The 24,114-nt window shown below is 62.0% G+C and carries 24 protein-coding genes and 1 tRNA gene; 7 read left to right on the top strand and 18 right to left on the bottom strand.

Annotated features, from left to right (window positions below; genetic code table 11):
* Window position 1: 1 nt before the first annotated feature.
* On the top strand, window positions 2–2,029 hold the full coding sequence (locus Q1B16_RS01725; protein ID WP_299784307.1) for a capsular polysaccharide biosynthesis protein: 2,028 nt from the start codon (window positions 2–4) through the stop codon (window positions 2,027–2,029).
* Here Q1B16_RS01725 and ribD read toward each other — a convergent pair.
* The 3 genes from ribD to Q1B16_RS01710 form a co-directional block, all read right to left on the bottom strand.
* Window positions 2,005–3,117: a bifunctional diaminohydroxyphosphoribosylaminopyrimidine deaminase/5-amino-6-(5-phosphoribosylamino)uracil reductase RibD gene (gene ribD / locus Q1B16_RS01720; protein ID WP_299784305.1), complete on the bottom strand. Its 1,113-nt coding sequence runs from the start codon at window positions 3,115–3,117 to the stop codon at window positions 2,005–2,007. The genes Q1B16_RS01725 and ribD overlap by 25 nt on opposite strands.
* Window positions 3,118–3,126: 9 nt before the next feature.
* Window positions 3,127–3,606 (bottom strand): transcriptional regulator NrdR, encoded by a 480-nt coding sequence (gene nrdR, locus Q1B16_RS01715; protein WP_299784303.1) that lies wholly within the window; start codon window positions 3,604–3,606, stop codon window positions 3,127–3,129.
* Window positions 3,607–3,767: 161 nt separating this feature from the next.
* Window positions 3,768–4,172: a secondary thiamine-phosphate synthase enzyme YjbQ gene (locus Q1B16_RS01710; RefSeq protein ID WP_299784301.1), complete on the bottom strand. Its 405-nt coding sequence runs from the start codon at window positions 4,170–4,172 to the stop codon at window positions 3,768–3,770.
* An 88-nt stretch (window positions 4,173–4,260) separates the two neighbouring features.
* Between Q1B16_RS01710 and yghX the strand changes: the two genes are divergently transcribed.
* The 3 genes from yghX (at window position 4,261) to Q1B16_RS01695 (ending at window position 6,134) form a co-directional block, all read left to right on the top strand.
* Complete coding sequence (gene yghX, locus Q1B16_RS01705) at window positions 4,261–5,166, top strand: YghX family hydrolase (RefSeq protein WP_299784299.1); 906 nt, start codon at window positions 4,261–4,263, stop codon at window positions 5,164–5,166.
* Between the two features lie 84 nt (window positions 5,167–5,250).
* On the top strand, window positions 5,251–5,925 hold the full coding sequence (locus Q1B16_RS01700) for an SDR family oxidoreductase (RefSeq protein WP_299784298.1): 675 nt from the start codon (window positions 5,251–5,253) through the stop codon (window positions 5,923–5,925).
* Window positions 5,926–5,936: 11 nt separating this feature from the next.
* Window positions 5,937–6,134 carry a hypothetical protein gene (locus Q1B16_RS01695; protein ID WP_299784297.1) on the top strand — a complete coding sequence of 66 codons (198 nt, stop codon included), beginning with the start codon at window positions 5,937–5,939 and terminating at the stop codon, window positions 6,132–6,134.
* Window positions 6,135–6,166: 32 nt separating this feature from the next.
* Here the strand turns inward: Q1B16_RS01695 and Q1B16_RS01690 are convergent, their stop codons facing one another.
* The 6 genes from Q1B16_RS01690 to Q1B16_RS01665 all read right to left on the bottom strand — a co-directional run bounded on the left by Q1B16_RS01690 (window position 6,167) and on the right by Q1B16_RS01665 (window position 12,635).
* Complete coding sequence (locus tag Q1B16_RS01690) at window positions 6,167–6,403, bottom strand: RND transporter (protein ID WP_299784295.1); 237 nt, start codon at window positions 6,401–6,403, stop codon at window positions 6,167–6,169.
* A 19-nt stretch (window positions 6,404–6,422) separates the two neighbouring features.
* Window positions 6,423–6,701 (bottom strand): HlyU family transcriptional regulator, encoded by a 279-nt coding sequence (locus tag Q1B16_RS01685; protein ID WP_299784293.1) that lies wholly within the window; start codon window positions 6,699–6,701, stop codon window positions 6,423–6,425.
* Between the two features lie 3 nt (window positions 6,702–6,704).
* The gene (gene rpoD / locus Q1B16_RS01680) at window positions 6,705–8,690 is read right to left on the bottom strand and encodes an RNA polymerase sigma factor RpoD (RefSeq protein WP_299784291.1); all 1,986 of its coding nucleotides are present in this window, start codon (window positions 8,688–8,690) and stop codon (window positions 6,705–6,707) included.
* 112 nt (window positions 8,691–8,802) lie between these two features.
* Window positions 8,803–10,749: a DNA primase gene (dnaG, locus tag Q1B16_RS01675; RefSeq protein WP_299784289.1), complete on the bottom strand. Its 1,947-nt coding sequence runs from the start codon at window positions 10,747–10,749 to the stop codon at window positions 8,803–8,805.
* Window positions 10,750–10,824: 75 nt separating this feature from the next.
* The gene (locus Q1B16_RS01670; RefSeq protein WP_299784287.1) at window positions 10,825–11,127 is read right to left on the bottom strand and encodes a hypothetical protein; all 303 of its coding nucleotides are present in this window, start codon (window positions 11,125–11,127) and stop codon (window positions 10,825–10,827) included.
* Window positions 11,128–11,198: 71 nt separating this feature from the next.
* Window positions 11,199–12,635: a Glu/Leu/Phe/Val dehydrogenase gene (locus Q1B16_RS01665; RefSeq protein ID WP_299784286.1), complete on the bottom strand. Its 1,437-nt coding sequence runs from the start codon at window positions 12,633–12,635 to the stop codon at window positions 11,199–11,201.
* 296 nt (window positions 12,636–12,931) lie between these two features.
* Between Q1B16_RS01665 and Q1B16_RS01660 the strand changes: the two genes are divergently transcribed.
* The 3 genes from Q1B16_RS01660 to Q1B16_RS01650 are packed head-to-tail and all read left to right on the top strand — an operon-like array spanning window position 12,932 to window position 15,869.
* Complete coding sequence (locus Q1B16_RS01660; protein WP_299784284.1) at window positions 12,932–14,602, top strand: TadE/TadG family type IV pilus assembly protein; 1,671 nt, start codon at window positions 12,932–12,934, stop codon at window positions 14,600–14,602.
* On the top strand, window positions 14,599–15,138 hold the full coding sequence (locus Q1B16_RS01655; RefSeq protein WP_299784282.1) for a pilus assembly protein: 540 nt from the start codon (window positions 14,599–14,601) through the stop codon (window positions 15,136–15,138). Before Q1B16_RS01660 ends, Q1B16_RS01655 begins: the two co-directional genes overlap by 4 nt.
* Window positions 15,138–15,869, top strand: a complete 732-nt coding sequence (locus tag Q1B16_RS01650; RefSeq protein ID WP_299784280.1) for a hypothetical protein — start codon at window positions 15,138–15,140, stop codon at window positions 15,867–15,869. The genes Q1B16_RS01655 and Q1B16_RS01650 overlap by 1 nt, the downstream gene beginning before the upstream one ends.
* Here Q1B16_RS01650 and Q1B16_RS01645 read toward each other — a convergent pair.
* The 9 genes from Q1B16_RS01645 to Q1B16_RS01605 all read right to left on the bottom strand — a co-directional run bounded on the left by Q1B16_RS01645 (window position 15,866) and on the right by Q1B16_RS01605 (window position 24,111).
* Window positions 15,866–16,351 carry a hypothetical protein gene (locus tag Q1B16_RS01645; RefSeq protein WP_299784278.1) on the bottom strand — a complete coding sequence of 162 codons (486 nt, stop codon included), beginning with the start codon at window positions 16,349–16,351 and terminating at the stop codon, window positions 15,866–15,868. The two genes, Q1B16_RS01650 and Q1B16_RS01645, sit on opposite strands and share 4 nt — an antisense overlap.
* Before the next feature lie 46 nt (window positions 16,352–16,397).
* Window positions 16,398–17,348 (bottom strand): NAD(P)-dependent oxidoreductase, encoded by a 951-nt coding sequence (locus Q1B16_RS01640; RefSeq protein WP_299784276.1) that lies wholly within the window; start codon window positions 17,346–17,348, stop codon window positions 16,398–16,400.
* Between the two features lie 101 nt (window positions 17,349–17,449).
* A complete protein-coding gene (locus Q1B16_RS01635) occupies window positions 17,450–19,252 on the bottom strand; it encodes an ABC transporter transmembrane domain-containing protein (RefSeq protein ID WP_299784274.1) in 1,803 nt (600 codons plus the stop codon).
* 136 nt (window positions 19,253–19,388) lie between these two features.
* Window positions 19,389–19,462: transfer RNA gene (locus Q1B16_RS01630), tRNA-Gly, on the bottom strand.
* A gap of 155 nt (window positions 19,463–19,617) precedes the next feature.
* Window positions 19,618–20,532 (bottom strand): FAD:protein FMN transferase, encoded by a 915-nt coding sequence (locus tag Q1B16_RS01625; RefSeq protein WP_299784272.1) that lies wholly within the window; start codon window positions 20,530–20,532, stop codon window positions 19,618–19,620.
* Between the two features lies 1 nt (window position 20,533).
* Complete coding sequence (locus tag Q1B16_RS01620) at window positions 20,534–21,100, bottom strand: nitrous oxide reductase accessory protein NosL (RefSeq protein WP_299784262.1); 567 nt, start codon at window positions 21,098–21,100, stop codon at window positions 20,534–20,536.
* A complete protein-coding gene (locus tag Q1B16_RS01615; protein ID WP_299784260.1) occupies window positions 21,097–21,921 on the bottom strand; it encodes an ABC transporter permease subunit in 825 nt (274 codons plus the stop codon). The genes Q1B16_RS01620 and Q1B16_RS01615 overlap by 4 nt, the downstream gene beginning before the upstream one ends.
* On the bottom strand, window positions 21,918–22,814 hold the full coding sequence (locus Q1B16_RS01610; RefSeq protein WP_299784258.1) for an ABC transporter ATP-binding protein: 897 nt from the start codon (window positions 22,812–22,814) through the stop codon (window positions 21,918–21,920). Before Q1B16_RS01610 ends, Q1B16_RS01615 begins: the two co-directional genes overlap by 4 nt.
* On the bottom strand, window positions 22,780–24,111 hold the full coding sequence (locus tag Q1B16_RS01605) for a nitrous oxide reductase family maturation protein NosD (protein WP_299784257.1): 1,332 nt from the start codon (window positions 24,109–24,111) through the stop codon (window positions 22,780–22,782). The genes Q1B16_RS01610 and Q1B16_RS01605 overlap by 35 nt, the downstream gene beginning before the upstream one ends.
* Window positions 24,112–24,114: the final 3 nt, after the last annotated feature.

The raw sequence follows: 24,114 nt of genomic DNA, 5'->3' as shown, positions 1-24,114 counted from the left end.
GATGCATCCGTCCTCTTTCACACATGCAAACGCCGGGGAGCCGACTTCCCGGCGTTTGTGCGTCTACAACAGCGGATTCCTGACACAGGGGCGGATCAAGCGGATCCTTCAGCTTGCCAGTTGGTCGGTGTCCATCGGACGCCCGTCCGACGGCGATTGGGTCGGCGTCTGGGGCGCGGCCCCCAGTTCGGAGCGCGGTGTGGCCGTCGCCGAGGGACGCGACGCGCCGGTGCTGCGGGTCGAGGATGCGTTCCTGCGATCGCTGCATCCCGGTCGGGTGGAGCGGGAGCCGCCGCTTGGGCTGTTGCTGGATCGTACGGGCCTGCATTTCGACGCATCCCGCCCCTCAGACCTTGAAACGCTGCTGATCGAAGACCCGCTGGATGACACGGCCCTTCTGAACACGGCGCGCGATTTGATGGCGCGGATCAGTGACGGGCGGTTGGCGAAATACAGCGCATATGACTCCGACCTTGAACCGCCTGAACCGGGCTATGTGCTGGTCCTGGATCAGGTCGAGGGTGACGCGTCGGTCCTCGCGTCGGTTCCCGGCCCGGATATGGCCCGCGCGCGGTTTGCCGAGATGCTGTATTACGCGCAGACCGAACACCCCGGGCAGCGTATCCTGATCCGGTCGCATCCCGAAACCCTGGCGGGCAAGCGTTCGGGCCACTTCACTGCGGAGCAGGCGCAGGGGCGGGTGTCGTTCATCGACGGCGCCCACGCCCCGATGGACCTGCTGGAAGGGGCCATCGCGGTCTATACCCTGTCATCGCAGATGGGGTTCGAGGCGATCCTTGCCGGCCACAAACCGCGCGTGTTCGGCACGCCGTTCTACGCGGGCTGGGGGCTGACCGAGGACGAACACCAATTGATCCGCCGCCAGCGCACGTTGACCCGCGCCCAGCTTTTTGCCGGGGCGATGATGCTTTATCCGGTCTGGTACGATCCCTATACCGACCGTCTTTGCGATCTGGAGCGCGTTGTCGGCACGCTGGAGGCGACGCAACGCGCGTGGATCGAGGATCGCGAGGGCTGGACCGGGCGGAAGATCAGGCTGTGGAAACGGCCGCACATGCAAGCGATGTTCGGTAGCCAGAAACCGATGAGGTTCGGCGCACCGAGGGCGGGTGATGCACCGTCCGTAATGGCTTGGGGAACCGCTGCGCGTGCGGGAGAATGGAGTGTCGAGGACGGGTTCATCCGGTCACAGGGGCTGGGTGCCGAGCTCGTACCGCCGCTGTCGCTGGTGCTGGACGATCTTGGCATCTATTTCGATCCAACCCGCCCATCGCGTCTCGAGGCGCTGATTTCCGAGAGCGTCGGATTGCCAGACCACGCCCTGAACCGTGCGCGCCGGGTGATCGACCGGATCATCGCGGGCGGGATCACGAAATACGCGACTGGCGCGTCGGAATACCCGATCCCCGCGGCGGACGGGCGGTCCGTCATTCTGGTTCCCGGACAGGTCGAAGACGACGCGTCGGTGGTGCTGGGAAGCCCGGAGATCACAACCAACGCAGCCCTGCTGCAACGGGTTCGCGATGCAAATGCGGATGCGGTTATCCTCTACAAACCGCACCCGGACGTGACCGCCGGTTTGCGGCCCGGCGCTGTGAAGGACGCCGCGCGATGGGCGGATCAGGTTGTGACGGATGCGCCCATGTCGGCGCTTCTGAGCCAGGTCGATGCGGTCTGGACCATGACCTCGCTCACCGGGTTCGAGGCCCTGCTGCGCGAGGTTCGGGTCACGACGCTCGGGGTGCCGTTCTACGCGGGCTGGGGCCTGACCACGGACCTGTGCCCCCTGCCCGACCGCCGTGGACGGGTGATCAGCCTCGAAGCTTTGGCCCATGCGGCCTTGATCGCCTATCCGCGCTACTTCGATCCGGTGACGGGCATGGCCTGTCCGATCGAAGTGGTGCTCGACCGGTTGCGCACGGGATCGGTGCCGACGTCGAAACCTTTGCGCCTCTTGGCCAAGGCACAGGGTGTGATGGCGAGCTACGCGTGGCTCTGGCGGCGCTGACGGGTCCAGCTTTGAACCACATCGTCACCGCTTTGCCGCACCGAGGTCAGGGCAAAGCGCGGCGCATCCGCCAAGCGGTCCAGCCCAAGCGCGCCCAGCGCAGGACGCCCCTCTGCCCCGATGACAACGCCCCCCATGTGCAGGTCCAGCCTGTCTACGAGATCGGCGGACAAGAGGCTGGCGGCCAGTTCACCGCCGCCTTCGCAGAACACACGCGTCAGACCTTCGTCACCCAGTGCCTGCATCAGCGCCGGGATGTCCACTTGCCGACCATCGAGCGGCACCTGGATCAGCTTGGCCCCGATCTGCGACCATGCAAGCCGCGCATCCTCGGGCGCATCCTCGCCGTGGCAAAGCCAGAGCGGCGCAATGTCCAGCGTGCGGGCGAGGTTGCCGTCAAGCGGTAGATCGAGACGGCGCGAGATGACGATGCGCACGGGCTGTTGCGGCACGTCGAAGCCGCGCACAGTCAAGAGCGGGTCATCCGCGCGCACGGTCCCAGCCCCCACCATCACCGCGTCATGGCAGGCGCGCAACCTGTGGACGTAGGACCGCGTTTCCGGGCCGGTGATCCACTGGCTGTCTCCGCTGGCCGTGGCGATGCGGCCGTCGAGGCTGGTGGCGAGTTTCAGGGTGAGACGCGGGCGGCCGGTGGCGACACGACAGAAGAACCCGGCGTGATCGACCTCTGCCGCATCGGCGCCGACGCCCGTCGTCACTTCGATCCCGGCGGCGCGCAGACGGTCAAAGCCCTGCCCTGATACGCGCGGATCATGGTCGGCGAAGGGTGCCACGACGCGCGCGACCCCGGCGGCGATCAGCGCATCGGTGCAGGGCGGTGTCTGGCCGTGATGGGCGCAAGGTTCGAGGGTGACATAGGCCGTTGCCCCCTTGGCCGCAGCGCCCGCTTGCAGCAGCGCCTCGGTTTCGGCATGGGGGCGTCCGCCCGGCTGGGTCCAGCCTTCGCCGACGACCTTGTCCTGTTGAACAATGACGCAACCGACCGCCGGGTTGGGCCAGGTGTTGCCCAATCCGCGTCGGCCCAGTTCCAACGCCCGCTCCATATGGCGCGCATCATCCGGGCGCATGAGGCCGGGTCACTCGTCTGATTTGGGTTTGTCTTTTTCCGATGGGCGCAATTCGCTGACGAACTTGTCGAAATCGTCGGCTTCCTGGAAGTTCTTGTAAACGCTTGCGAAGCGGACATAGGCCACGGTATCGATCCGGGCGAGCGTTTCCATGACGATTTCGCCGATCTGCTTGGAGGCGATATCGGTTTCGCCAAGGCTTTCCAGACGGCGCACGATCCCCGAGATCATCTGGTCGATCCGTTCGGGATCGATCGGGCGTTTCTGCATCGCCATGCGGATCGAGCGTTCCAGCTTGTCGCGGTCGAAATCCTCGCGGCGTCCGTTGGACTTGATCACCACGAGATCGCGCAGCTGGACCCGTTCATAGGTGGTGAAGCGGCCCCCGCAGGCCGGGCAAAATCGTCTGCGCCGAATGGCGACATGGTCCTCTGCGGGACGGCTGTCTTTGACCTGTGAATCGATATTTCCGCAAAACGGGCAGCGCATTGGCCGTTCCCCTCTTTTTTCGTCTCTGCCTCGAACTGTGGGTTAACCCCACTTATCCACAGTCACTATAGGTCAGCCGCGAAGTTTTGGGTAGCCCGGATTTCACCCCGCAAGTGGTGGTGGTCTGTCTGCATCAGATCGGCGCGTCTGTCGCGCCCCGGTCAGCCCAAATGCGCCACGACCCGGCGGGTGTGCGCCGCGTTTCGGTGCTCGAAGACGTAAATCCCCTGCCAAGTTCCCAATGCGATCCTTCCGTCCGCAACGGGGATCGACAGGCTGACCGGCAGCATCGCCGCCTTGATATGGGCGGGCATGTCGTCCGGTCCTTCGTAGGTGTGCGTGAGGTAGGACATGGACGGGTCGGTGGTGGGCGGCACGAGGCGGTGGAAATACGCGGTCAGGTCTGTCTGCACCTCGGGATCGGCGTTTTCCTGGATCAGAAGGCTGGCTGATGTGTGCTGGATGAACAGCGTCAAAAGACCGGTGCCCTGAACCCATCCCGCGACATCGCGCGTAAATTCGTAAAGGCCGGGGCCGTTTGTGCGAATGTGAAAGGTCGTTTGCATGATTTGATTATACCCCGGGCGCGTTCGAGGGCTATCGTCATTGCATCCTCACCCCACATCCGGGGACGGACGATCAGGGAGCGTTAGAATGAACGAGATTACCCCAACCAAACGCATGACGGCCAAGGACTTCGATCAGGAGTTGCTCGAGCTTTACGACTATTACGCGCATGGCAAGATCACCAAGCGTGAATTTCTTGACCGGGCAGGCAAGTTCGCCGTTGGCGGACTGACGGCGGCGGCGCTGCTGAACATGATGTCGCCCAATTACGCACTGGCCGAGCAGGTCAGTTTCAACGATCCGGACATCGTGCCCGAATACATCACCTATCCGTCCCCGAACGGGCATGGCGAGGTGCGCGGCTATCTGGTGAAGCCGGCCAACCTTGAAGGCACCGCCCCGGCGGTGGTCGTGATCCACGAGAACCGCGGTCTGAACCCCTATATCGAGGACGTGGCCCGCCGTGTGGCCAAGGCCGGCTTCATCTCGCTGGCACCCGACGGATTGTCGAGCGTCGGCGGCTATCCCGGCAACGATGCCGAAGGACGCGAGTTGCAAAGCACGGTCGATGGCGAAAAGCTGATGAACGATTTTTTCGCGGCCTATGAGTTTCTCGCCGATCATTCCGACACGACGGGCAATGTGGGCTGTGTCGGGTTCTGCTATGGCGGCGGCGTGTGCAATGCGATGGCGGTGGCCTATCCCGAACTGGGCGCGTCGGTGCCGTTTTACGGACGGCAAGCCAGTGCGGAGGACGTTCCGAAAATCCAGGCGCCTTTGTTGCTGCATTACGCAGAGCTTGACGAGCGGATCAACGAAGGCTGGCCCGCCTACGAGGCGGCGCTCCAAGAACATGGCAAGACATACACCGCCCATATCTATCCGGGCGTGAACCACGGGTTCCACAACGACAGCACGCCCCGCTATGACGAGGAAGCGGCGGAACTGGCGTGGGATCGCACCATCGCGTTCTTCAACGAACATCTGAGTTGATCTCATTTGCCGGTCCGGGGGAACCCGGACTGGCCCCTTTCGCGTTGATGGCCTGAACACGGACATCAACACAAAGGACACGTCATGCCCCGCAAGACATTATTCATCACCGGCGCCTCGACCGGCATCGGAGAAGCCACGGCCCGCGCGGCCGTGGAACATGGCTGGAACGTCGGCCTTTTCGCGCGGTCGGAGGACAAGCTTGCCAAGCTGGCGGATGAGCTTGGCGAACATGCGCTGGCGCTGCCCGGCGATGCGACCGATCTGGATTCGCAGACAGACGCGCTCGACAAACTGGCGCAGCATTTCGGATCAGTGGACGCTGCCTATGCCAATGCCGGGACGGGTCTGAGCGCGGCTGGCACCGACGCGGGCGATCCCGAAGAGTGGCACCAGATGATCCATCTGAACATCATGGGTCTCCTTTGGACGACCAAGGCCGCGATGCCGCATTTGAAGACATCCAAGGGGCACTTGCTGATGACCGGCTCCGCCGCGGGCCGCGTGCATATCAAAGGGTCGGTCTATGGTGCATCCAAGTGGTTCGTCCACGGCTACGGTGGCAACGTCGCGCAGGAGATGCGCGAGTTCGGAGGCCGCTGTACTGTGATCGCACCGGGCATGGTGGATACGCCGTTCTTCGACGAAGAGAAGCCGGACAAGCTCAAGCCTGAGGACGTGGCGCGCTCTGTCGTGTTCGCCTTGGAAGCCGACCCGCGCGCAACCATTCAGGAAGTCTTCCTGATGCCCACGAATTAAGGAGAGACGCGATGTCAGACGAGAACACCGATCCCAAAACAGGTCCCGGCACCACGAGCGATCCAAACCAAGCGGATCGCACCGGTTATCCCGGACGCGACAAGTTCAAGGACGTCCCGCAGGAGTCCACCGGACCGAAGCAAACGAACCCGGACCCCGAGACCGGTCCGGGAACCACCAGCGATCCCAACCAAGCGGATCGCACGTAAAGAAAACCCCTCGCCCATCGGCGGGGGGTTTTCTATTCGCTTGGCAATGAGCCTCGTAAGGCGAATTTCAGGATCAGCAGAAGCCATGGCGTGCCGTGGAACAGGAAGTCGAATATGTCGACCGGTTGCGTCAACTCTCCGGAGACGAGCATCTTCAGCTTTTCCCAGATATGCGGCTCTGGCACGAAGGGGGCGAGGCCGAGCGTGGCGCACAATACGATGAGGATGGACCAGGGCAGATAGGCCATAAGGCTCTGCAATCGGTTCATCCCGTCACCTTGACTGCGGTCACTGGAAGATTGTGTCGCCCTGCTGGTCCACCAGCATCCGCGCCTTGTCGAGCGATGCCTTGGCGGCGTCCTCAAAGCTTTGAAGCGTATCGGCGCGGATCATGCGGTGGGTTTTTACCTCGCCGTTGATCTCTTTCTCGATCCGGGCCCCAATGCGCCACGCGCCGCCGTCTTTGACCGGCTCGGGAATGATCGTGAAGCCGTTATGGGTTTCAGCGGTATTGGACGGGGTGTCCGCCCCGCCCCCACCGCCGAAAAGTTTTTTCAGAAACGACATCGCTTACTGATCCAGGAACGACCGCAGCTTGCGCGACCGGCTGGGGTGCTTGAGCTTGCGCAGCGCCTTGGCTTCGATCTGGCGGATACGTTCGCGTGTGACGCTGAACTGCTGGCCCACTTCCTCGAGCGTGTGGTCGGTGTTCATGCCGATGCCGAAGCGCATCCGCAAAACCCGCTCCTCGCGCGGGGTAAGCGACGACAGAACCCGTGTTGTCGTTTCCTTGAGGTTGTCCTGAATGGCTGCGTCCAACGGCAGCACCGCGTTCTTGTCCTCGATGAAATCGCCAAGCTGGCTGTCTTCTTCGTCGCCGATGGGTGTCTCAAGCGAAATCGGTTCCTTGGCGATCTTCATCACCTTGCGAACCTTCTCCAACGGCATCTGGAGTTTTTCGGCCAGTTCCTCGGGCGTCGGTTCGCGGCCGATCTCGTGCAACATCTGGCGACCGGTGCGGACCAGCTTGTTGATCGTCTCGATCATGTGCACGGGGATACGGATGGTGCGCGCCTGATCCGCGATGGAGCGGGTGATCGCCTGGCGGATCCACCATGTCGCGTAGGTGGAGAACTTGTAACCGCGGCGATATTCGAATTTATCCACCGCCTTCATCAGGCCGATGTTGCCTTCCTGAATGAGGTCCAGGAATTGCAGACCGCGGTTGGTGTACTTCTTGGCGATCGAGATCACGAGGCGCAGGTTGGCTTCGACCATTTCCTTCTTGGCCTGCCGCGCTTCTTTTTCGCCCTTCTGGACCTGTGCCACGATGCGGCGGAATTCGCTGATGTCGAGGCCGACATACTGACCGACCTGCGCCATGTCGGCGCGCAGTTCTTCGGCCTTGTCGAGCGAGCGTTCGATGAACATCTGCCAGCCGCGGCCCGATTTTTCGGCCATTTCGTCAAGCCAGTTCGGGTCAAGCTCGCGACCACGATAGGCGTCGATGAATTCGCGGCGGTTGATGCGGGCTTGGTCGGCCAGCTTTACCATCGCGGAGTCAATGGACATGATGCGCTTGTTGATGCCGTAGAGCTGGTCGATCAGGGCTTCGATACGATTGTTGTGCAGGTGAAGTTCGTTCACCAGAACCACAATCTCGGAGCGCAGCTTCTGATACCGCTCTTCGTCGCCTTTGCTGAACGATCCGTCCTCGTTCAGCGTGGCCGAGATGCGGCTGTCCTGCATGCTCGCCAGTTCTTCGTAGTCCTGAGCGATGCGATCCAGCGTTTCGAGAACGCGCGGCTTGAGCGCGGCCTCCATCGCGGCGAGCGACATGTTGGCCTGTTCGTCCTCGTCCTCATCTTCATCGGTGCTGATCGGGTTGCCGTCGGCATCGAGTTCCTGCGTGTCGTCGGACGATTTTTCGGATGTGGTATCGCCACCGGCAACGACGGTGGAGGCGACGTCTTCTTCGTCGCCCATCTGGTTGCCGAACGTGGTCTCGAGGTCGATCACATCGCGCAGGAGGATGTCTTCGCTCAGAAGTTCCTCGCGCCAGATCGTGATCGCCTGGAATGTCAGAGGGCTTTCGCACAGCCCCAGGATCATCGTGTTGCGACCAGCCTCGATCCGCTTCGCGATTGCGATTTCGCCCTCGCGCGACAGCAGTTCGACGCTGCCCATCTCGCGCAGGTACATGCGCACCGGATCATCGGTACGGTCAAGCTTTTCCGACGTGCCCGACGACAGGGTGACTTCGCCGGGTTTCGACGTCTGAACAAGGTCGGTGGTGCCCTTGTCGTCGTCTTCGTCGGCTTCCTCGTCTTCCTCGGTGACCTGGATGCCCATTTCCGACAGCATCGACATGACGTCTTCGATCTGGTCGGAACTGACCTGATCGGGCGGCAGCACTTCGTTCAGCTGATCGTATGTGATGTAGCCGCGTTCCCGAGCCTCGGCGATCATCTTCTTGACCGCAGCCTGGCTCATATCGAGGCTGACATCGTCCTCGCGGTCTTCGGTCTTGGCGTCGTCGTTATCTTTGGCGGCCATGGATGCTCCTGTCGAGGCGGGGCGATTCGATTGACCCGAATCATTAGCGCGAAATCGTGATTCGCACACCCGTTTACCCTGTTTCGTTTACGCTTTCCTTAGCAAAACACCGTCAACTCCGGGGTTTGTCGAAGCGAATGGTTTCCATCAAAGCGGCAAATGCGCTGCGTTCATCTCGGTTGATCGCGGCCCCGTTGGGACCAAGATCGTATTCTGCCTTGTCTTCGGACTGCGCCCGTTGCGCAGATTGCCGTGCCGCGGCGGCCTGGCTAAGCCGCCATGTGAGCGTTTCATCGGCGGCACCGTACAAATCCTCTGCCGCCTCCGCGATTTCGGCGTCCAGTCCGATCCCTGCTTCAAGCTTTGCAAGCTCTTCGGCGATCGTCAATCGGGCCAGTTCACGGTCACCCGGGTTGCGGAGACACGGCGTAATCGCCACATGGCGTGCGCGGCACAGCTTTTCAAGTGCGGCCTCTCCCAGAGCCGCGTCCGCTGCGGCCTGCACCACTTCGGGTGCGTCGCCAGCGTGTTGCAAAAGACACGTTCTCAAAGTGGCGTGATCCGGGTCAATGCAGGACATCTCTTCAATCTGCGCCTCGAATTCAGAAATCAAGTCCGGCACCGAAATGAGCGCGGCGAGGATCACAGCTTCGCGCAGGCGGAGTTCGACATCCTTGCCGCCGGATGCCAGCAGCGACGCGCGTGTGCCTTCGGAGGGTTTGCCCTGCGCTGAGGCGTTCGAGCGGCGGTATGGACCGTTGCCCGGCTTTGACGGCGTGCGGAACAGTTCCCAGCGGAGGCGTTTGATTTCTTCACCGTAGTGGCTGCGCAGGGACGGATCCTGGATCGTACGGATGCGTTCGCGCAGGGTCTTGTCCAAAGCCGCCTTGCGTTCCGGGCTGTCGAACACGCGCCCTTCGGTTTCGCGTCGCCAGAGAAGTTGCACCATCGGCTGTGCTGCGTCGACGAGGGCGCGCATGGCGTCACGACCTTCGGAGCGGATCAGATCGTCCGGGTCCTTGCCCTCTGGCAACAGCACGAAGCGCAGCGATTTCCCGGCCTCCAGTAGCGGCAGGGCCGTGTCGATCACGCGGTAGGCCGCCTTGAGCCCTGCCTTATCGCCGTCCAATGCCATGATCGGCTCGTCGGTGATGCGCCAAAGCATCTGGATTTGCGTTTCCGTGACAGCAGTACCAAGAGGCGCCACCGCCGCTTCGAACCCGCCGGAGGCCAGCGCGATCACATCCATGTAACCTTCGGCCACAATCAGAGGCTGGCCCTTGCCTGCGGCCTCTCGCGCGGGGCCTTGGTTATAGAGCGTCCGGCTTTTGTCGAAGAGCGGGGTTTCGGGGCTGTTGAGGTACTTGGCGTTGTCGTCGGGGTCCATCGCGCGGCCGCCGAAGGCGATGGCGCGTCCGCGCGCGTCGCGGATCGGGAACATGATCCGGTTGCGGAACGTGTCGTAGGGCTTGCCGCCCTTCTGCGACGGTTTCGCGAGACCGGCTTCGATGATCTGCTCGGGCGCAATCCCCTGCGCGGTGAGATGATCCCAGAGCGTTTGCCAGCCGGGAGGTGCAAAACCGATGCCGAACTTGTCCTGCGTCGCCTCGTCCAGCCCCCTGCGGGTCAGGTAATCGCGCGCGTCGGTCCCCGCAGCACTGCGCAATTGCAGCCGGTAGAAGCGCACGGCCTGTTCCATGACCTCGACAAGCTGAGTGCGGTGATCGGCCTTTTCCTGTGCCTTGGGGTCGCGGGCGGGCATCTGCATCCCTGCCTCGGCGGCCAGGATTTCGACCGCTTCCATGAAACCGACATTCTCGGTCTCGCGAACAAAGGAAATGGCGTCACCTTTGGCCTGACAGCCGAAGCAGTAATAGTACCCTTTGCGGTCATCGACATGGAAACTGGCGGATTTTTCCTGGTGGAACGGGCATGGCGCCCACATATCGCCCTTGGCCTGATTGGACTTGCGGGTGTCCCACATCACTTTGCGCCCCACCACCTGTGACAGGCTGGTGCGGGTGCGCAGTTCGTCCAGAAAATTGGGTGGCAGGCTCATGCCAAGAATATCGGGTTTCGCCCGGCAAGAGTCCAGTGGGGCGGATCCGCCCGGTCGGGGATTTTCAGCCGTTGGTTACTGCGACAGGCATGTCTGGTAGAGCGTATTGCTGACCTCGGGGGTCAGCCGCTCTTCGGGCAGGGAATAGATCCAGTTCACGAGTTGAACGGCGAGGACCTCATCGTTTTTTGACTTGTTCGGGATGGCCCGGATGATCCGCCGTTCTGCCCGGCGCATGTTCGTCCCGTTCTTGCGTTCGGTCATGATGTTCGTGGCAATCTGCCCGATTTTTCGGCACTCGGCCTCCTTGTCCTGCGCGGCCACGGGGAGTGACAATCCGAAGGTCAGGGCAGTTGCAGCAAGCACGGTGCGGATCATGGGCGTCCTCATGGAGTGGGCAGGTCAGGTCTTTGGGCAGACCTAGCCCAGCCCACGCCAATTGTCATCCGTCAGAGACCTTTTGCCCGGTAACTTGCCGCGACCTTTTCGATGGAGACGATATAGGCCGCCGTTCTCAGGTCGTGCACGTCCTCCCGCGAGTGCCAGACATTGCGCATCGACTGATAGGCGATCCGCATCGTGTCATCGAGGCCGGATCGGACCAGCTCGAGCTCATCCGCGCCGCGCAGGTATTTCGATTTGAAATCCGGGGTCATCGACCATTGGTCGCCCAGATGATTGCTCAGCCGTTCCAGCTCTTGAACGATCAGCTCGTGACGGGATTCCTCCTGGCGGCGCTGCATTCGGCCGAACCGGATATGGCTTAGGTTCTTGACCCATTCGAAGTAGGACACGGTGACACCGCCTGCGTTGGCATACATATCGGGGATGATGACCGTCCCCTTCTCGCGCAGAATGTCGTCCGCCCCGGCGGTGATCGGACCGTTCGCCGCTTCGATGATGAGCGGCGCCTTGATGCGTTCGGCATTCGACAGGTTGATCACACCTTCCAGAGCAGCGGGAATGAGGATGTCGCATTCCTCTTCTAATACGCGAGCCCCGTCGGCGGTGTGAACGGCGTCCGGGAAGCCAGTAATGCCATCGTGTTTCACGATCCAGTCGCGGACTGCATCGACATCGAGGCCGCTTTCGCTGAAAAGCGCGCCATCCCGCTCGATAATCCCGACGATCCGGGCGCCGTCTTCGTCCTGGAGAAATTTGGCAGCATGGTAGCCCACGTTTCCCAGACCCTGCACGATGACGCGCTTGCCATCCAGTTTGCCCGTCATTCCGGCGGCCTTCACGTCTTCAGGGTGACGGAAGAACTCGCGCAGCGCGTATTGCACGCCGCGACCCGTTGCCTCCACCCGGCCCGAGATACCACCCGCGTTGAGCGGTTTGCCGGTCACGCAGGCGCGTGAGTTGATGTCGGTCGTATTCATCCGCGCGTATTGATCGGCGATCCAGGCCATCTCGCGTTCGCCGGTGCCCATGTCGGGGGCCGGGACGTTTTGCGCGGGGTTGATCATGTCGCGTTTGATCAGCTCGTAGGCGAAGCGCCGGGTGATCTGTTCCATCTCGTGATCGTCGTATTCGCGCGGATCGATCCGCAGCCCACCCTTCGACCCGCCGAACGGCGCTTCGACAAGCGCGCATTTGTAGGTCATCAGGGCAGCCAACGCCTCCACCTCGTCCTGATTGACGGTGAGAGCGAAACGGATGCCACCCTTGACCGGCTCCATATGTTCCGAGTGAACGGACCTGTACCCGGTGAACGTCTTGATCTGACCGCGCAGGCGCACCCCGAACCGGACGGTGTAGGTCGCGTTGCAAACGCGGATTTTCTCCTCGAGCCCCGGCGAAAGCTCCATCAGCGCCACGGCGCGATTGAACATCAGGTCGACCGATTCCCGAAAACTCGGCTCAGTTGCTGGTATTGTGCTCATCCATCCCTCCGGTGGTTCAGGCATTTCGCCCCTGTTTGGCACCAGCCTATGACAAGTTGATTAATTTGGCACGGAATTGTCGTGTGATCTTTTTTGGCACGAAGTCCGAGACTGTGGCGAACTGTTTCGGAAGGAACATCAATCAAGCCGAAAGGCCGGGAATTATTCAGGAATATCAGTATACTCCACATTTTTTCCACATTTCAGGCCGTATTCCCGCCGTGTTTCGCCTTCACATCTCCCAAAATCTAAGTGGGGTGTCAGTCCGTCCTGAAGGGGCGGGAAAGAGGTAACAAATGATCGGATTAAGCAACCTTCTGCCAAGGCTGCCGGTCGGGAAACGGAAAAAGTCGTTGCTGCGCTCAAGCGCTGCGACCTCGATCTACCGATACGCCCGGGAAACCGATGGCAACATGTCGTTCCTGGCCATGCTCGGAGCGTTCATCATGATGGTCTACGGCGGCATCGGGATCGACATGATCCATACCGAATTGGAGCGCGCCCGACTTCAAGGCACACTCGACCGTGCCGTTCTCGCCGCGGCTGATCTCGAACAACAGCTCGATGCGACCACCCTCGTCGAGGATTATCTCACCAAAATGAAGTTGGAAGATGCCTTGGCAACCGTCGAAATTTCGGTGGATGAAGGTCTGAACTATCGGACCGTATCAGCTGAAGCGCTGCGGACCTTTCCGACGAACTTCCTGAAATTGCTCGGGGTCAGCGATCTACAGGCAGCCGGTTCTTCGGAAGCTGAGGAACGTATTTCGAACATCGAGATCTCACTCATTCTCGATATTTCCGGTTCGATGGGATCGGACTATAAAATCGAAAACCTACGCGCTGCTGCAATCGAGTTCGTCCAGGCCGTCATCGATACCAACGATACCGGACTGACAACAGTCAGTATCATCCCCTACAACGCGACGGTGAATCTGGGACCAGCCCTCTCAGAACTCTACGCCCTGTCGGACGAGCACGATATATCTGCCTGTGCGATCTTCCCGGACAGTGCCTTCTATTCGCGCGCTATTTCGCCGAATGACACGCTTCAACGTCTGGCGCATTTCGACCCATATACTATGGACCAAAACACGACCGTGACACCGGCTTCATGGTGTCCAGTCGGAGAGTATGGTTCCATCATCGCGCACAGTTCTGACGAAGCAGAGTTGATCAGCCACATCGAAAGCCTGGGTGCCGGTGGCAACACCGCGATCGATCTCGGGATGAAGTGGGGCGTTGCGTTGCTGGATCCTTCGGCACGGCCGGTCGTGAACGCGCTTATTGCCGATGGCAAGGTTGTTTCTGAAGCGGCTGGTAGACCTATGGATTATGACGCAGTCGATGCGCTCAAGATCGCTGTGGTCATGACGGACGGGATGAACACAACCCAGTACGACCTGGCCCCTGAATACGCGAGCGGTATGTCGAATATCTGGATTGACGATCGTGGCGACAATGATCCGACCAATGACAGGTTCTCACATCGCGTTCGGGACAACAGCGGTTCGAGCAATGATGTCTACTTCCGTGAGCGTTTCGAAAATTCCGACTGGAACGATCGCTACAGGACCTCACCGGATGGTGGCAGCGATGCACGTCGTATGTCGAATGCCGAGGTCTTTGCACGGTGGGGCACGCGCGCCTTCGGGCAGAAGTTCTTCCGCAAGCCGTATCAAGATGGTTGGGTGTCCTACAGCGACTACTACAATGCCTATTACGCGTACGAGCCCATCGTCAGCGGTAGCGAGGCAGACGCTCGGTTGTCCACGATCTGCTCTGAAGCACGTAACGCAGACATCACGGTCTTTGCCGTGGGTTTCGAAGCCCCCGAGGAAGGTCAAGCAGCGATGCGCGACTGTGCCTCTTCTCCGGCCCACTACTTCCCGGTCGAGGGTATCGAGATTTCCGATGCGTTCATGTCCATTGCTCGCACGATTAATCAGTTGAGGTTGACACAATGATGCGGTTCCAAAGCAAAAAACTCCGCAGCTTCCTGCGGGACGAAAGCGGCGCGACTTATCTGCTCCCCTTCGTAGTCTGGTTGCCGCTGTTCCTCACTGTGATCATTGCGGGACTCGAAGTCGGCGCCCTCTCGATCCGGCACACGCAGCTGGAACGTGGATTGGATCTGACGGTTCGTGAGGTACGTCTTGGTACGGGTGAAAACCTGAGCCACGACACGCTCAAGACCATGATCTGCGACAACGCCATTCTACTGGCGGATTGTGACAAGATGTTGCGTCTCGAGATGATCCCGCTTGACCTGCGCAACTGGACCGAGCCGACGCGCGACGCCGACTGTGTCGACAAGCCCGATGAAGTTCGGCCATTGCGTCAGTTCGATCCCGGCCAGCCGAACGAATTGATGATGTTGCGTGCTTGTTTCAAGTACAAGCCGATCACTCCGGCCGGTGCGCTCGCGCAATCCATGCCGAAGGACGACCAGGGTTACACGGCTATCGTTTCCTTCGCCGCCTTTGTACAGGAGCCATACTAATGTCCGCTCGTATCAAAAACCTCATGTCGCGGTTCACCCGCGACGACCAGGGCGACATCACGCTTGAAGCGATGATCGTTCTGCCGGCCCTGCTGGTTATCTTGGCGGCGAGTTGGGTGTACTTCGACGTGATGCGCCAACATTCCATTAGCCAGAAAGCCAACTACACGATCGGTGACATGCTCTCGCGTGAAACTGAAATGATCGATGACGCCTATATCGACAATGCCCGTAACCTGCTGTTTCACTTGACGCAGGATCAGGGCGACAATGTTGACCTGCGCATTACCGTTGTTCAATTCAATAAGAACGGTAATGGTTCGGGAAACACCGGTTCGTATGAATTGGTCTGGTCTGAAGCACGGGGCGACTGGTCTGCGCTCACGCAAGCCGACATCACGGCCTATACCCCGCAGATGCCGGTTCTCGCACCAGGCGATCAGTCGATTTTGGTAGAGACTCGCGACTGGTATCAACCAGCTCTGGATCTGGCCGGTCTCGAAGCCTTCGATATTGGCACCTATTCTTTCAACCGCCCGCGTTTCGCTCCGCAACTTATTTTCGAAGGTGTGAATGACGGATCAGGGAAGAAGTGGGAAAATAACGGTTGGGGGAATGGCGACCAAGACGCTCCGGGCGGCTCTCTCTGCAACAACAACGCTGAGAACGCCACCAACTGTGATGGTTCCAGCACAGGCGGCAACGGCAAGGGCAAGAAGAACAGCGCCTAAGCCTTTCCCTCGCGCCGCGCAATCATCACTGCGATGATGTCGGCCATCGGGCGGGCCTGAGACCCAGGTGTCACCCCGCCCACAGCAACCCGGCGCCCGAGGCGCCACCACAAACCCGGCTGCCACTCTCGTGGGGCCGGGTTTTTCAATGTCAGCGTGAATCCATTGGACGGCTTGATCGCGAACGCTCCGCGATGCACCGCGACGATATCCTCGACCCGGGCAAGCACGGCTCCATCGCTGTCCGTGAGCGCGGTTTCTGTGAGGAAGAGCTTGCGTGTCGTCGCCTCCTGCATCCGGTAGGCGAACCACAGGGAGACCAGCCCCATTCCGATCAGAAACGCCTGCCACAGCAGGTTGGCGGGTGGCTGGACAAATGCGAGGTAAAGAACCAGGCCCCCCAGCGCGAGAAGCATGGAGATCCCGATGATCCGCCTGGGGCCACGCGGGTCGACCACGGCAAGGATATCATCGTCATGCATGGCGTCTCTCCTGTTTCGCAGGGACGCCGATAGCGCATTCCCGATCTCAATACGAGTGCTGTCTGGAGACCTCGCGCCCGCGCTCCTCGGGTTCGTCGTCAATAAGCTCGGTCGGGAAACCGGGCGCGGTGATCGACAGGCCTGTTACCTCTTCCAGACGTTCGATGAGGCGATCCGATTGCGCCCGGTCGCCATAACGTGCCTGTCCATCCTTCACGATCTCGATCAGTTTGGGCGAAAGCTCCAGCGGCACTTGCTTCGCGTCCGCCAGGGATTGAAACAGACCGATATCCTTGAGGACCAGATCGAGCGTGAAATCCACGTCGCGATTGCCGGACAGGATCAGCTGGCTTTCGGTTTCGTGCACAAATGAATTACCCGACGACGCCTTGATTGCCTCGTAAGTCGTGGCCAGGTCGATCCCGTGTGCTGCCATGGTCGTCATCGCTTCGCACAGGCTGGCAAGGTGGATGGTGGCAAGGTAATTTGTCATCACCTTGAGCACGGACGCGCTGCCCACATCGCCTGTGTGCAGCACCCGGCGTCCCATGAAGGTGAGAATCGGGAGAATATCCTCGAACGTGGCGCGATCACACCCCGCGAAGATCGAGATGTTGCCCGTCGCCGCACGATGACACCCGCCTGAGACCGGACAATCCGCTGCGCGTCCGCTGCGTGCGGCAACGGCGACCGCCTGAGCCTTGATTGCTTCGGGATCGGTGGTCGACATCTCGATCCAGGTCTTGCTGGGCCCGATCTCGGGCAGCAGGAGGTCCAGAACGGCTTGCGACGCTGCCGGGCTGGGAAGGCTCGTGATCACGACGTCACAGTCGCGCATCAACTGCGCCGGTCCCTCGCCGGCTTTCGCGCCTTGGGCAACAAGCAAATCGACACGCGCGGGATCAAGGTCGTGGACCTGTAGATCGACGCCGTTGCGCGCAAGGGTTCCCGCCAATTTGGCACCCACCGCGCCCAGCCCCACAAATCCAACCTGCATGTCCCGCTCCATTCATCGATTTCAGGGACAATGTGGAGCGACGGCTCTGGCGCTGTCAGAGCCAAAACCGACATCGGACGTGTCGGAAGGGCTAAAGGCGACTATTCGGCGGCGATACCGTCGGTGAATTGGAGCCGTGCCAACCGTGCGTAGAGACCGTCTTCCGAGACAAGCGCATCATGCGCCCCGGTTGCCACGATGCGGCCATGCTCCATGACGATGATGCGGTCGGCTTTCTTGACCGTGGCAAGGCGGTGCGCGACGATGACGGTCGTGCGGCCCTCAGAGAGTTCGTCAACGGCCCTCTGCACGGCGCGCTCGCTTTCGGCATCCAGCGCGCTGGTCGCCTCGTCCAGAAGCAGGATCGGAGAGTCCCTCAGAATGGCGCGGGCGATCGCGATGCGTTGCTTTTGCCCGCCCGACAACATCACCCCACGCTCGCCGAGCCAGCTGTCATAGCCATCGGGTAGCGCCATGATGAAGTCATGCGCGGCGGCAGCCTTGGCAGCGGCTTCGATTTCGGCATCGGACGCATCGGGGCGGCCGAAACGGATGTTTTCGCGCGCCGTGTCGGCAAAGATCACCGGGTCCTGCGGCACCAAGGCGATATGCTTGCGGAAGGCATCCCGGTTCAACGCGTCGATCCGCATGCCGTCGATGCACACGGCGCCGGAATCCGGGTCGTAGAAGCGCTGGATCAATTGGATGATTGTCGTCTTGCCCGCGCCGCTCGGGCCGACCACGGCAACCGTTTCGCCGGGTTCGATCCGCAGGTTCACGCCGTCCAAAGCGGCGACGCCCGGTCGGGCCGGATAGGCGAAATGGACATCTTCGAAGGTGATCTCGCCCCGCACCGGTACGGGCAGGGTGACCGGGTTGTCAGGGTCGTTTACCGTGTCTTCGGCATGCAGCAGTTCCACAAGACGTTCGGTCGCACCGGCCGCGCGCTGCAATTCGCCGAAAATCTCGGACAACGCCGCGACAGAGCCCGCCACCATCACGGCGTAGATCACGAACTGCACAAGCGCCCCTGCCGTCATGCTGCCTTCGCGCACATCCGTCGCGCCGATCCAGAGCACCCCCACGATGCCGGTGAAGACGAGGAATATCACGATCGCCGTCATCTGCGCCCGCGTCCAGATCCGCCGTCGCGCTGCATCGAAGCTCTTTTCGGTGACATCGGAAAACGCACGTCGGGAAATGGTCTCATGCGTGAACGCCTGCACCGTCTGCACCGACAAGAGCGATTCCGACGCGCTACCCGATGAGGCCGCGATCCAGTCCTGGTTCTCGCGGCTCAGCACGCGCATCTTTCGCCCGAGCACGAGGATCGGCACCACGACAGCCGGGACGATCAAAAGCACCATCCCGGTCAGCTTGGCCGAGGTGAACAGCATGAGAATCATGCCACCGAAGAAAATCAGGACGTTTCGGAGCGCGATGGAAATGGACGATCCGATGACGCTCAGGATGAGTGTGGTATCCGTGGTGATCCGGCTGAGAACCTCGCCCGTCATCACCTTTTCGAAGAAGCTCGGGCTCAACCCGATAACCCGGTCGAACACCGCTTTGCGGATGTCCGCGACCACCCGTTCGCCCAGCCGGGTCACAAGCGCATAGCGCAGCGCCGTACCGATGGCGAGCAAGGCGGCAATGCCAAGCGCGGCGGCGAAATACTGGTTCAGAAGCGCATCGTCTTCCGTGTTGAAATTGTCCACCACGCGGCGCACCGCCAGCGGCAGGATCAACGAGATCATTGCAGTCGCGGTCAACGCGAACAACGCCGCCATCATCAACTTGCGATACGGCATGATGAACGGCCATAGCGCCCGAAGCGAGCCGATCTTCTTGGACTTCTGACGTTCTTCGTTTTTCGTCGGTGGAATGGTCTGAGTGTCCGCCATGAGTACCTTACGTTCTGATTGGCACTGCTTAAACCGTGGCGATGCAGGGCGGGTCAAGCCGAACCAAGGCGGCAGGCCGTTTTGACGCGACAAAAACCGCGGCAGGAACGTGTCTCACGGATCATTTCGCGGAATTTGGAGCGGGCGACGGGAATCGAACCCGTATCATCAGCTTGGAAGGCTGAGGTCTTACCATTACACAACGCCCGCTCAACGCCTTGGGAGGTATTTCATGCACGTTCGGAGGTCAAGTATCTGCCGATTGTGAGATGAGGAAATTTGTTTGCTCTCTGGGACTACGTCGGGGGCGCCAACCGTCATCGAATACCGTAAACCCGTTGGCTCTGGTCGTCCTGCACAAGACTTCAGGAGATTTTTTCCAAACGACACTCCCTGAATTTCTGCAAACAACTCACGATCTCGGATCCGGTCGGGATGAGGCAGGCGGCAGTCGAAAGAGCATCGGCCAAACCTGCGGATTGCGCCGACACGGAAATTTCGGACCACATGGCGGCGATCGGCGTGCCGCTCTTGGGATCGAGGATATGGCTTTCCCCGCTGTTTCCCTCGCCGAAGGTCGTACCGCGCGGTGCCGACGTGGCCAAGGCGCGGGCCTTGAGAGGCACCTCTCCCCCGGCAGCAAGACGCACGGGCCAAGCGTCGCCGTCGGGAGCACCGCCCAAGGCACGGAATTCGCCGGTATCGATCAGCACGTTGTCGAGCCCTTCACCCGCCAGCAGATCTGCGATGCGATCCGCGATGACGCCCTGCGCGATGCCATTTAGTGTCAGCGCCATGCCGGGCCGCAGCGTGATCCGGTCGGGCGCGACCTGCACGCCGTCCCACCCGATCAGCGCGCGGGCGCGGCTGAGGTCTGCGTCCTTCGGCGCATGTCCGGCGATGGCGGCGTCTGCATAGGCCCGCCAGAGCGGCTGAACTGTCGGGTCGAACCGGCCTTCGGTTGCCGCATGAACGCGCCCCGCCAGCGACAGGCATTCCAGAAGCTCGAACGGCGGCGCGGTGAGCATGCCGTCCCGATTGAGCCGCGCCAGCGCGCTTTCGGGGCGGAAGAGACTGAACACATTCTCCAGCCGGTCGATCTCGGACGCGACGCGGGCCGAGATGGCCGCGGCGTCGGGATGGGCCAGCCGCAGCGTCGCGCGCGCGCCAAGCGCCCTGCCCTGCCACGTGTGCACTTCCGCGCGCGCCATCGCCGAGGCGGGAAAGGCGGTCGCGGCGGCGAGGATGGTCAGCATCCGGCGTCGGGATATCGTTGTCATCTCAGTCTCCCATCTTGTCGGACAGCGCGCGGAGGCGGTCCTGAAACACGCTGTCGTCAGTGTCGTGAACCAGATCCACCGGCGCCAGCACCGCCGCGTCGGGGATCTCGTCGAGCGTCATCACCGCGCCGCCATTGGTCGCGGCAAAGCCCTGCGCCGCGTCGGGGTCGGAGAAGGGCACCAGTTCGGGCGCGCCCATGCCGCCGACAACATCCGCGCCGACAACGAAAAGCGCGTCCTGCGCGTCGATCCAGTTCTGCGCACCGGGGGCGTCCCAGCTTGCGCCGTCGGCTCCCATGTCGTTGACCCAGACGGCGACGACCTCGTGGCTTTGTTCGGGCATCCGCAGATAGGCCACCACGTCGCGCACCTGGCTGAAGAAAAGCGGCGCGCCGGGCAATCCGGCCAGGTGTGCCTGCGCCTTGGGCCCGTCATGTTCCAGCAGGGTCATCTGGCAGTAATGCCCGACCGCATCGGGGCTGAGCGCAACCGGGGTGACATCCTGCGCCACCTCTTCCTTGCAGGCAGCCAGAGCCAGACAGAACAGGACAAGCGAGAGGCGTTTCATGCGTCCACCTTTCTGAAGGTCAGCGCGGCTAGGGCCAGCGCGAGGAAGGGCCAGATCACCACCGAGCCCAAGGATTGCCATTGCGGGATCGCGCCCGCCGCACCCGCCACGCCCGAGGCGGCGGCGCTGGCCTCGGCGGCGCTCAGGTTGAACAGGCGGAAGGCGTCGGCGGGATTGGCCAGAAGGGCGGCAGGAAAGACCTGCGTGGTGAAGAACCCGCCATCGTCGGCGACGACCGCCGCCAGCAGCCCCAGATCGTAAAGCACGACAAGCCCGAGCCAGACGCCGATGGCCAGCCCCGCCGCCCCCGATGCACGCCGTGACAAGGCCGAGACCGCGTAGCCGATGCCGAGGAAGGTCGCGCCGAGCAGCACCGAGGTCCATGTCAGCCGCCAGAGCGCGCCCAGACCGGCGACCGCCTCCGCATCGTTCAGGATGGCGATCAGGGCGGCCGATCCATAGCCGGCGACAAGCGCCACGATCAGGATCGCCACATGCGCCAGCAGCTTGCCCGCCAGCACCTCCCACCGGGCCACCGGATAGGTCAGCAGGAGCGGCAGCGTGCCGCGCTCGACCTCTCCGGCGATGGCGTCGAAGGACATGAGCAGCGCCACCAGCGGCACCAGATAGACCGAGAGCGAGGTGAGCGAGGCGACCACCACCGACAGACGGTCCGCCCCCAGCGCGCCGGTCGGAGCGGAGCCTGCGGCGGAGAGGACGAGCGAGAACACCACCATCAGCAGCACCGCGATCAGCACCCAGCGGTTGCGCCGGGCGATGTTCGCCTCGATCCGGGCGGTGGCGAGGATGCGCGCGATCATTGGCCGTCCCTCCGGCTGAAATGGCTGTAGATGTCTTCGAGGCTGGGCGGGATTACCTCCAGATCGGCGACCTTGCCGCGCATCTCGGAAATCCGCGCCAGAGTGGCCAGCTTGTCATCCTGCGCGCAGGTCAGGTGCAGGCCTTCCTTGGTCTGGATCGCATTTGGGAACGCTTCCATCAATTCGGACGCGTAGCCGTTGATCGCTGTCACATGCAGCGCCACCGGCAGCGCCGCCTCGCTGCGCAGATCGGAGAGCGAGCCTTCGGCCACCATGCGGCCGCCCGACAGGATCAGCAACCGGTCGGTGCGCGCCTCCACTTCCGTCAGCGCATGGCTCGACAGCAGGATGGCGGCCCCTTCGGCGGCAAGCCCGTCGAGCAGTTCGTAGAAATCGCGCCGTGACACCGGGTCGAGCCCGCTGGTCGGCTCATCGAGCACCAGAAGGCGCGGATGTCCGATCAGCGCCTGCGCAAGTCCGACGCGCTGCCGCATCCCCTTGGAATAGGTGCCGAGCCGGCGCGTCGCGGCATCGCCCAGACCGACCCGGCCCAGCAGGTCGCGCGCGCCTTTCAGATCGACGCCGCGCAGGCGCATGTAGAAGGTGATCTGTTCCAGCCCGGTCAGTGCGGAATGGAAGGCGGCGTTCTCGGGCAGATAGGCCACGCGCTCGCGCGCCTCCGCATCGCCGGGCGTCGCGCCGCAGACCGAGATCTCGCCACTGTCGGGCGAAATCAGACCGAGGATGATCTTCATCAGCGTCGACTTGCCGGCACCGTTATGGCCCAGCAGCGCCACCCGTTCGCCGGGGGTGACGGTCAGCGACACATCGGTCAGGGCATGCACCCCGCCGAAGCTCTTAGTGAGACGAGAGATCGTTAACGTCGATGTCATTCATATCGCTTTCATCGCGGCGCGTGGCGGCTTCGGCCTCCATCGCGGCGTAATCTTCGGGCACCGCGATCTGCGGTGCGGTCATCAGGGGCGCGCTGTCCACGACACCGCCGGGCAGCGTCGCCGGAAAGCTCGATTGCGCCCAGCGGATCAGTTGCACAGCGGGTGCGCCGGTCAGCAGGCGCGCGGCGGGTTGCGACCAGAGGATATGGTCCATCAGGTCGTTGGGCCGGAACGGGCTGTCGGCGATGCCGTCGCCGCCCAGATCGAAGCCGGGGTGATCAGACCAGTAATTGCCGCGCCCCTCGAAACTCCATTCGATATCGCGAGTGCCGACATATTTCACCTGCTCGCGGTTGCCGATAAAGGCATTGCCGGTCAGTACGTTGCGTTCGGACCCGGCGGTGAAATGGATGCCAATCTCGCAGCCCTCGAAGCGGTTGTTGTAGATCAGGTTCTTGTGCGCGTTGTAGATGAAGGTGCAGCGGTTCGCGCCGCCGCGCACGAGGTTGCCCGACACCTCGGCATTGTTAGCGTAGTTCAGCATCACGCCGTGGCTGATGTCGGACAGGCTCAGGTTGTCCTTCACGATGATGTTGTTCGAAAACATGATCGCGTAGCCCAACCCGTTGCCGATGGACACGTTGCCCGACACTTCGGAATCGTTGGTATACATGTAATGCACGGCAAAGCGCAGGTCGCGGAAAAGGTTGTTGCGATAGATGCCGGTGCGCGACGCATTGGAAAAGATGCCATCGCGGCCCCAGCGCACCGAATTGCCCTCGACCAGCGTGCCGGGAGAGTTCCAGACATAGATGCCGTTGCCCCGGTCATTGACCCGGGCCTGCCGCGTGCCCTCGATGGTGTTGCGCAGCACCTGCGCGTCGTGTCCGCCATGCACATCCACGCCGTGCAGGTTGCCGATCACCCGGTTGTCCGCGACCACGGCGCGATCCGCGCCCTTGAGGATCTTCACCCCCGCATCGAGCGCCTCGCTGTCCATGCCCGATCCGGTCACGGTAAGGCCGCTCACTGTGACATCCGGTGCGTCGATGGTCACGACCGTGCCCTGCCCCATGCCGTCAATCACCGCGCCTTCGGGGCCGGTCAGGGTCAAGGGTCGGTCGATGGTGATGGCACCTTCGTAGCGTCCTTCGGAAAGCATCAGCACATCGCCGGGTTGGGCCCCGGCGATGGCTTTGGCAAGCGTGCCCTGCCCCGCCGGCACGGCGATCTCGGCCGCCCAAAGGGGCAGCGCGACAAGCAACGTCAGCACAAGGGTCAGGGCACGCATCATGGC

The sequence above is a fragment of the uncultured Marivita sp. genome, from assembly GCF_947488135.1.
In the GTDB taxonomy this organism is placed as follows: domain Bacteria; phylum Pseudomonadota; class Alphaproteobacteria; order Rhodobacterales; family Rhodobacteraceae; genus Marivita.
The sequence above is the reverse complement of the archived record's forward strand: the minus strand, read 5'-3'. Positions and strand labels throughout refer to the sequence as shown.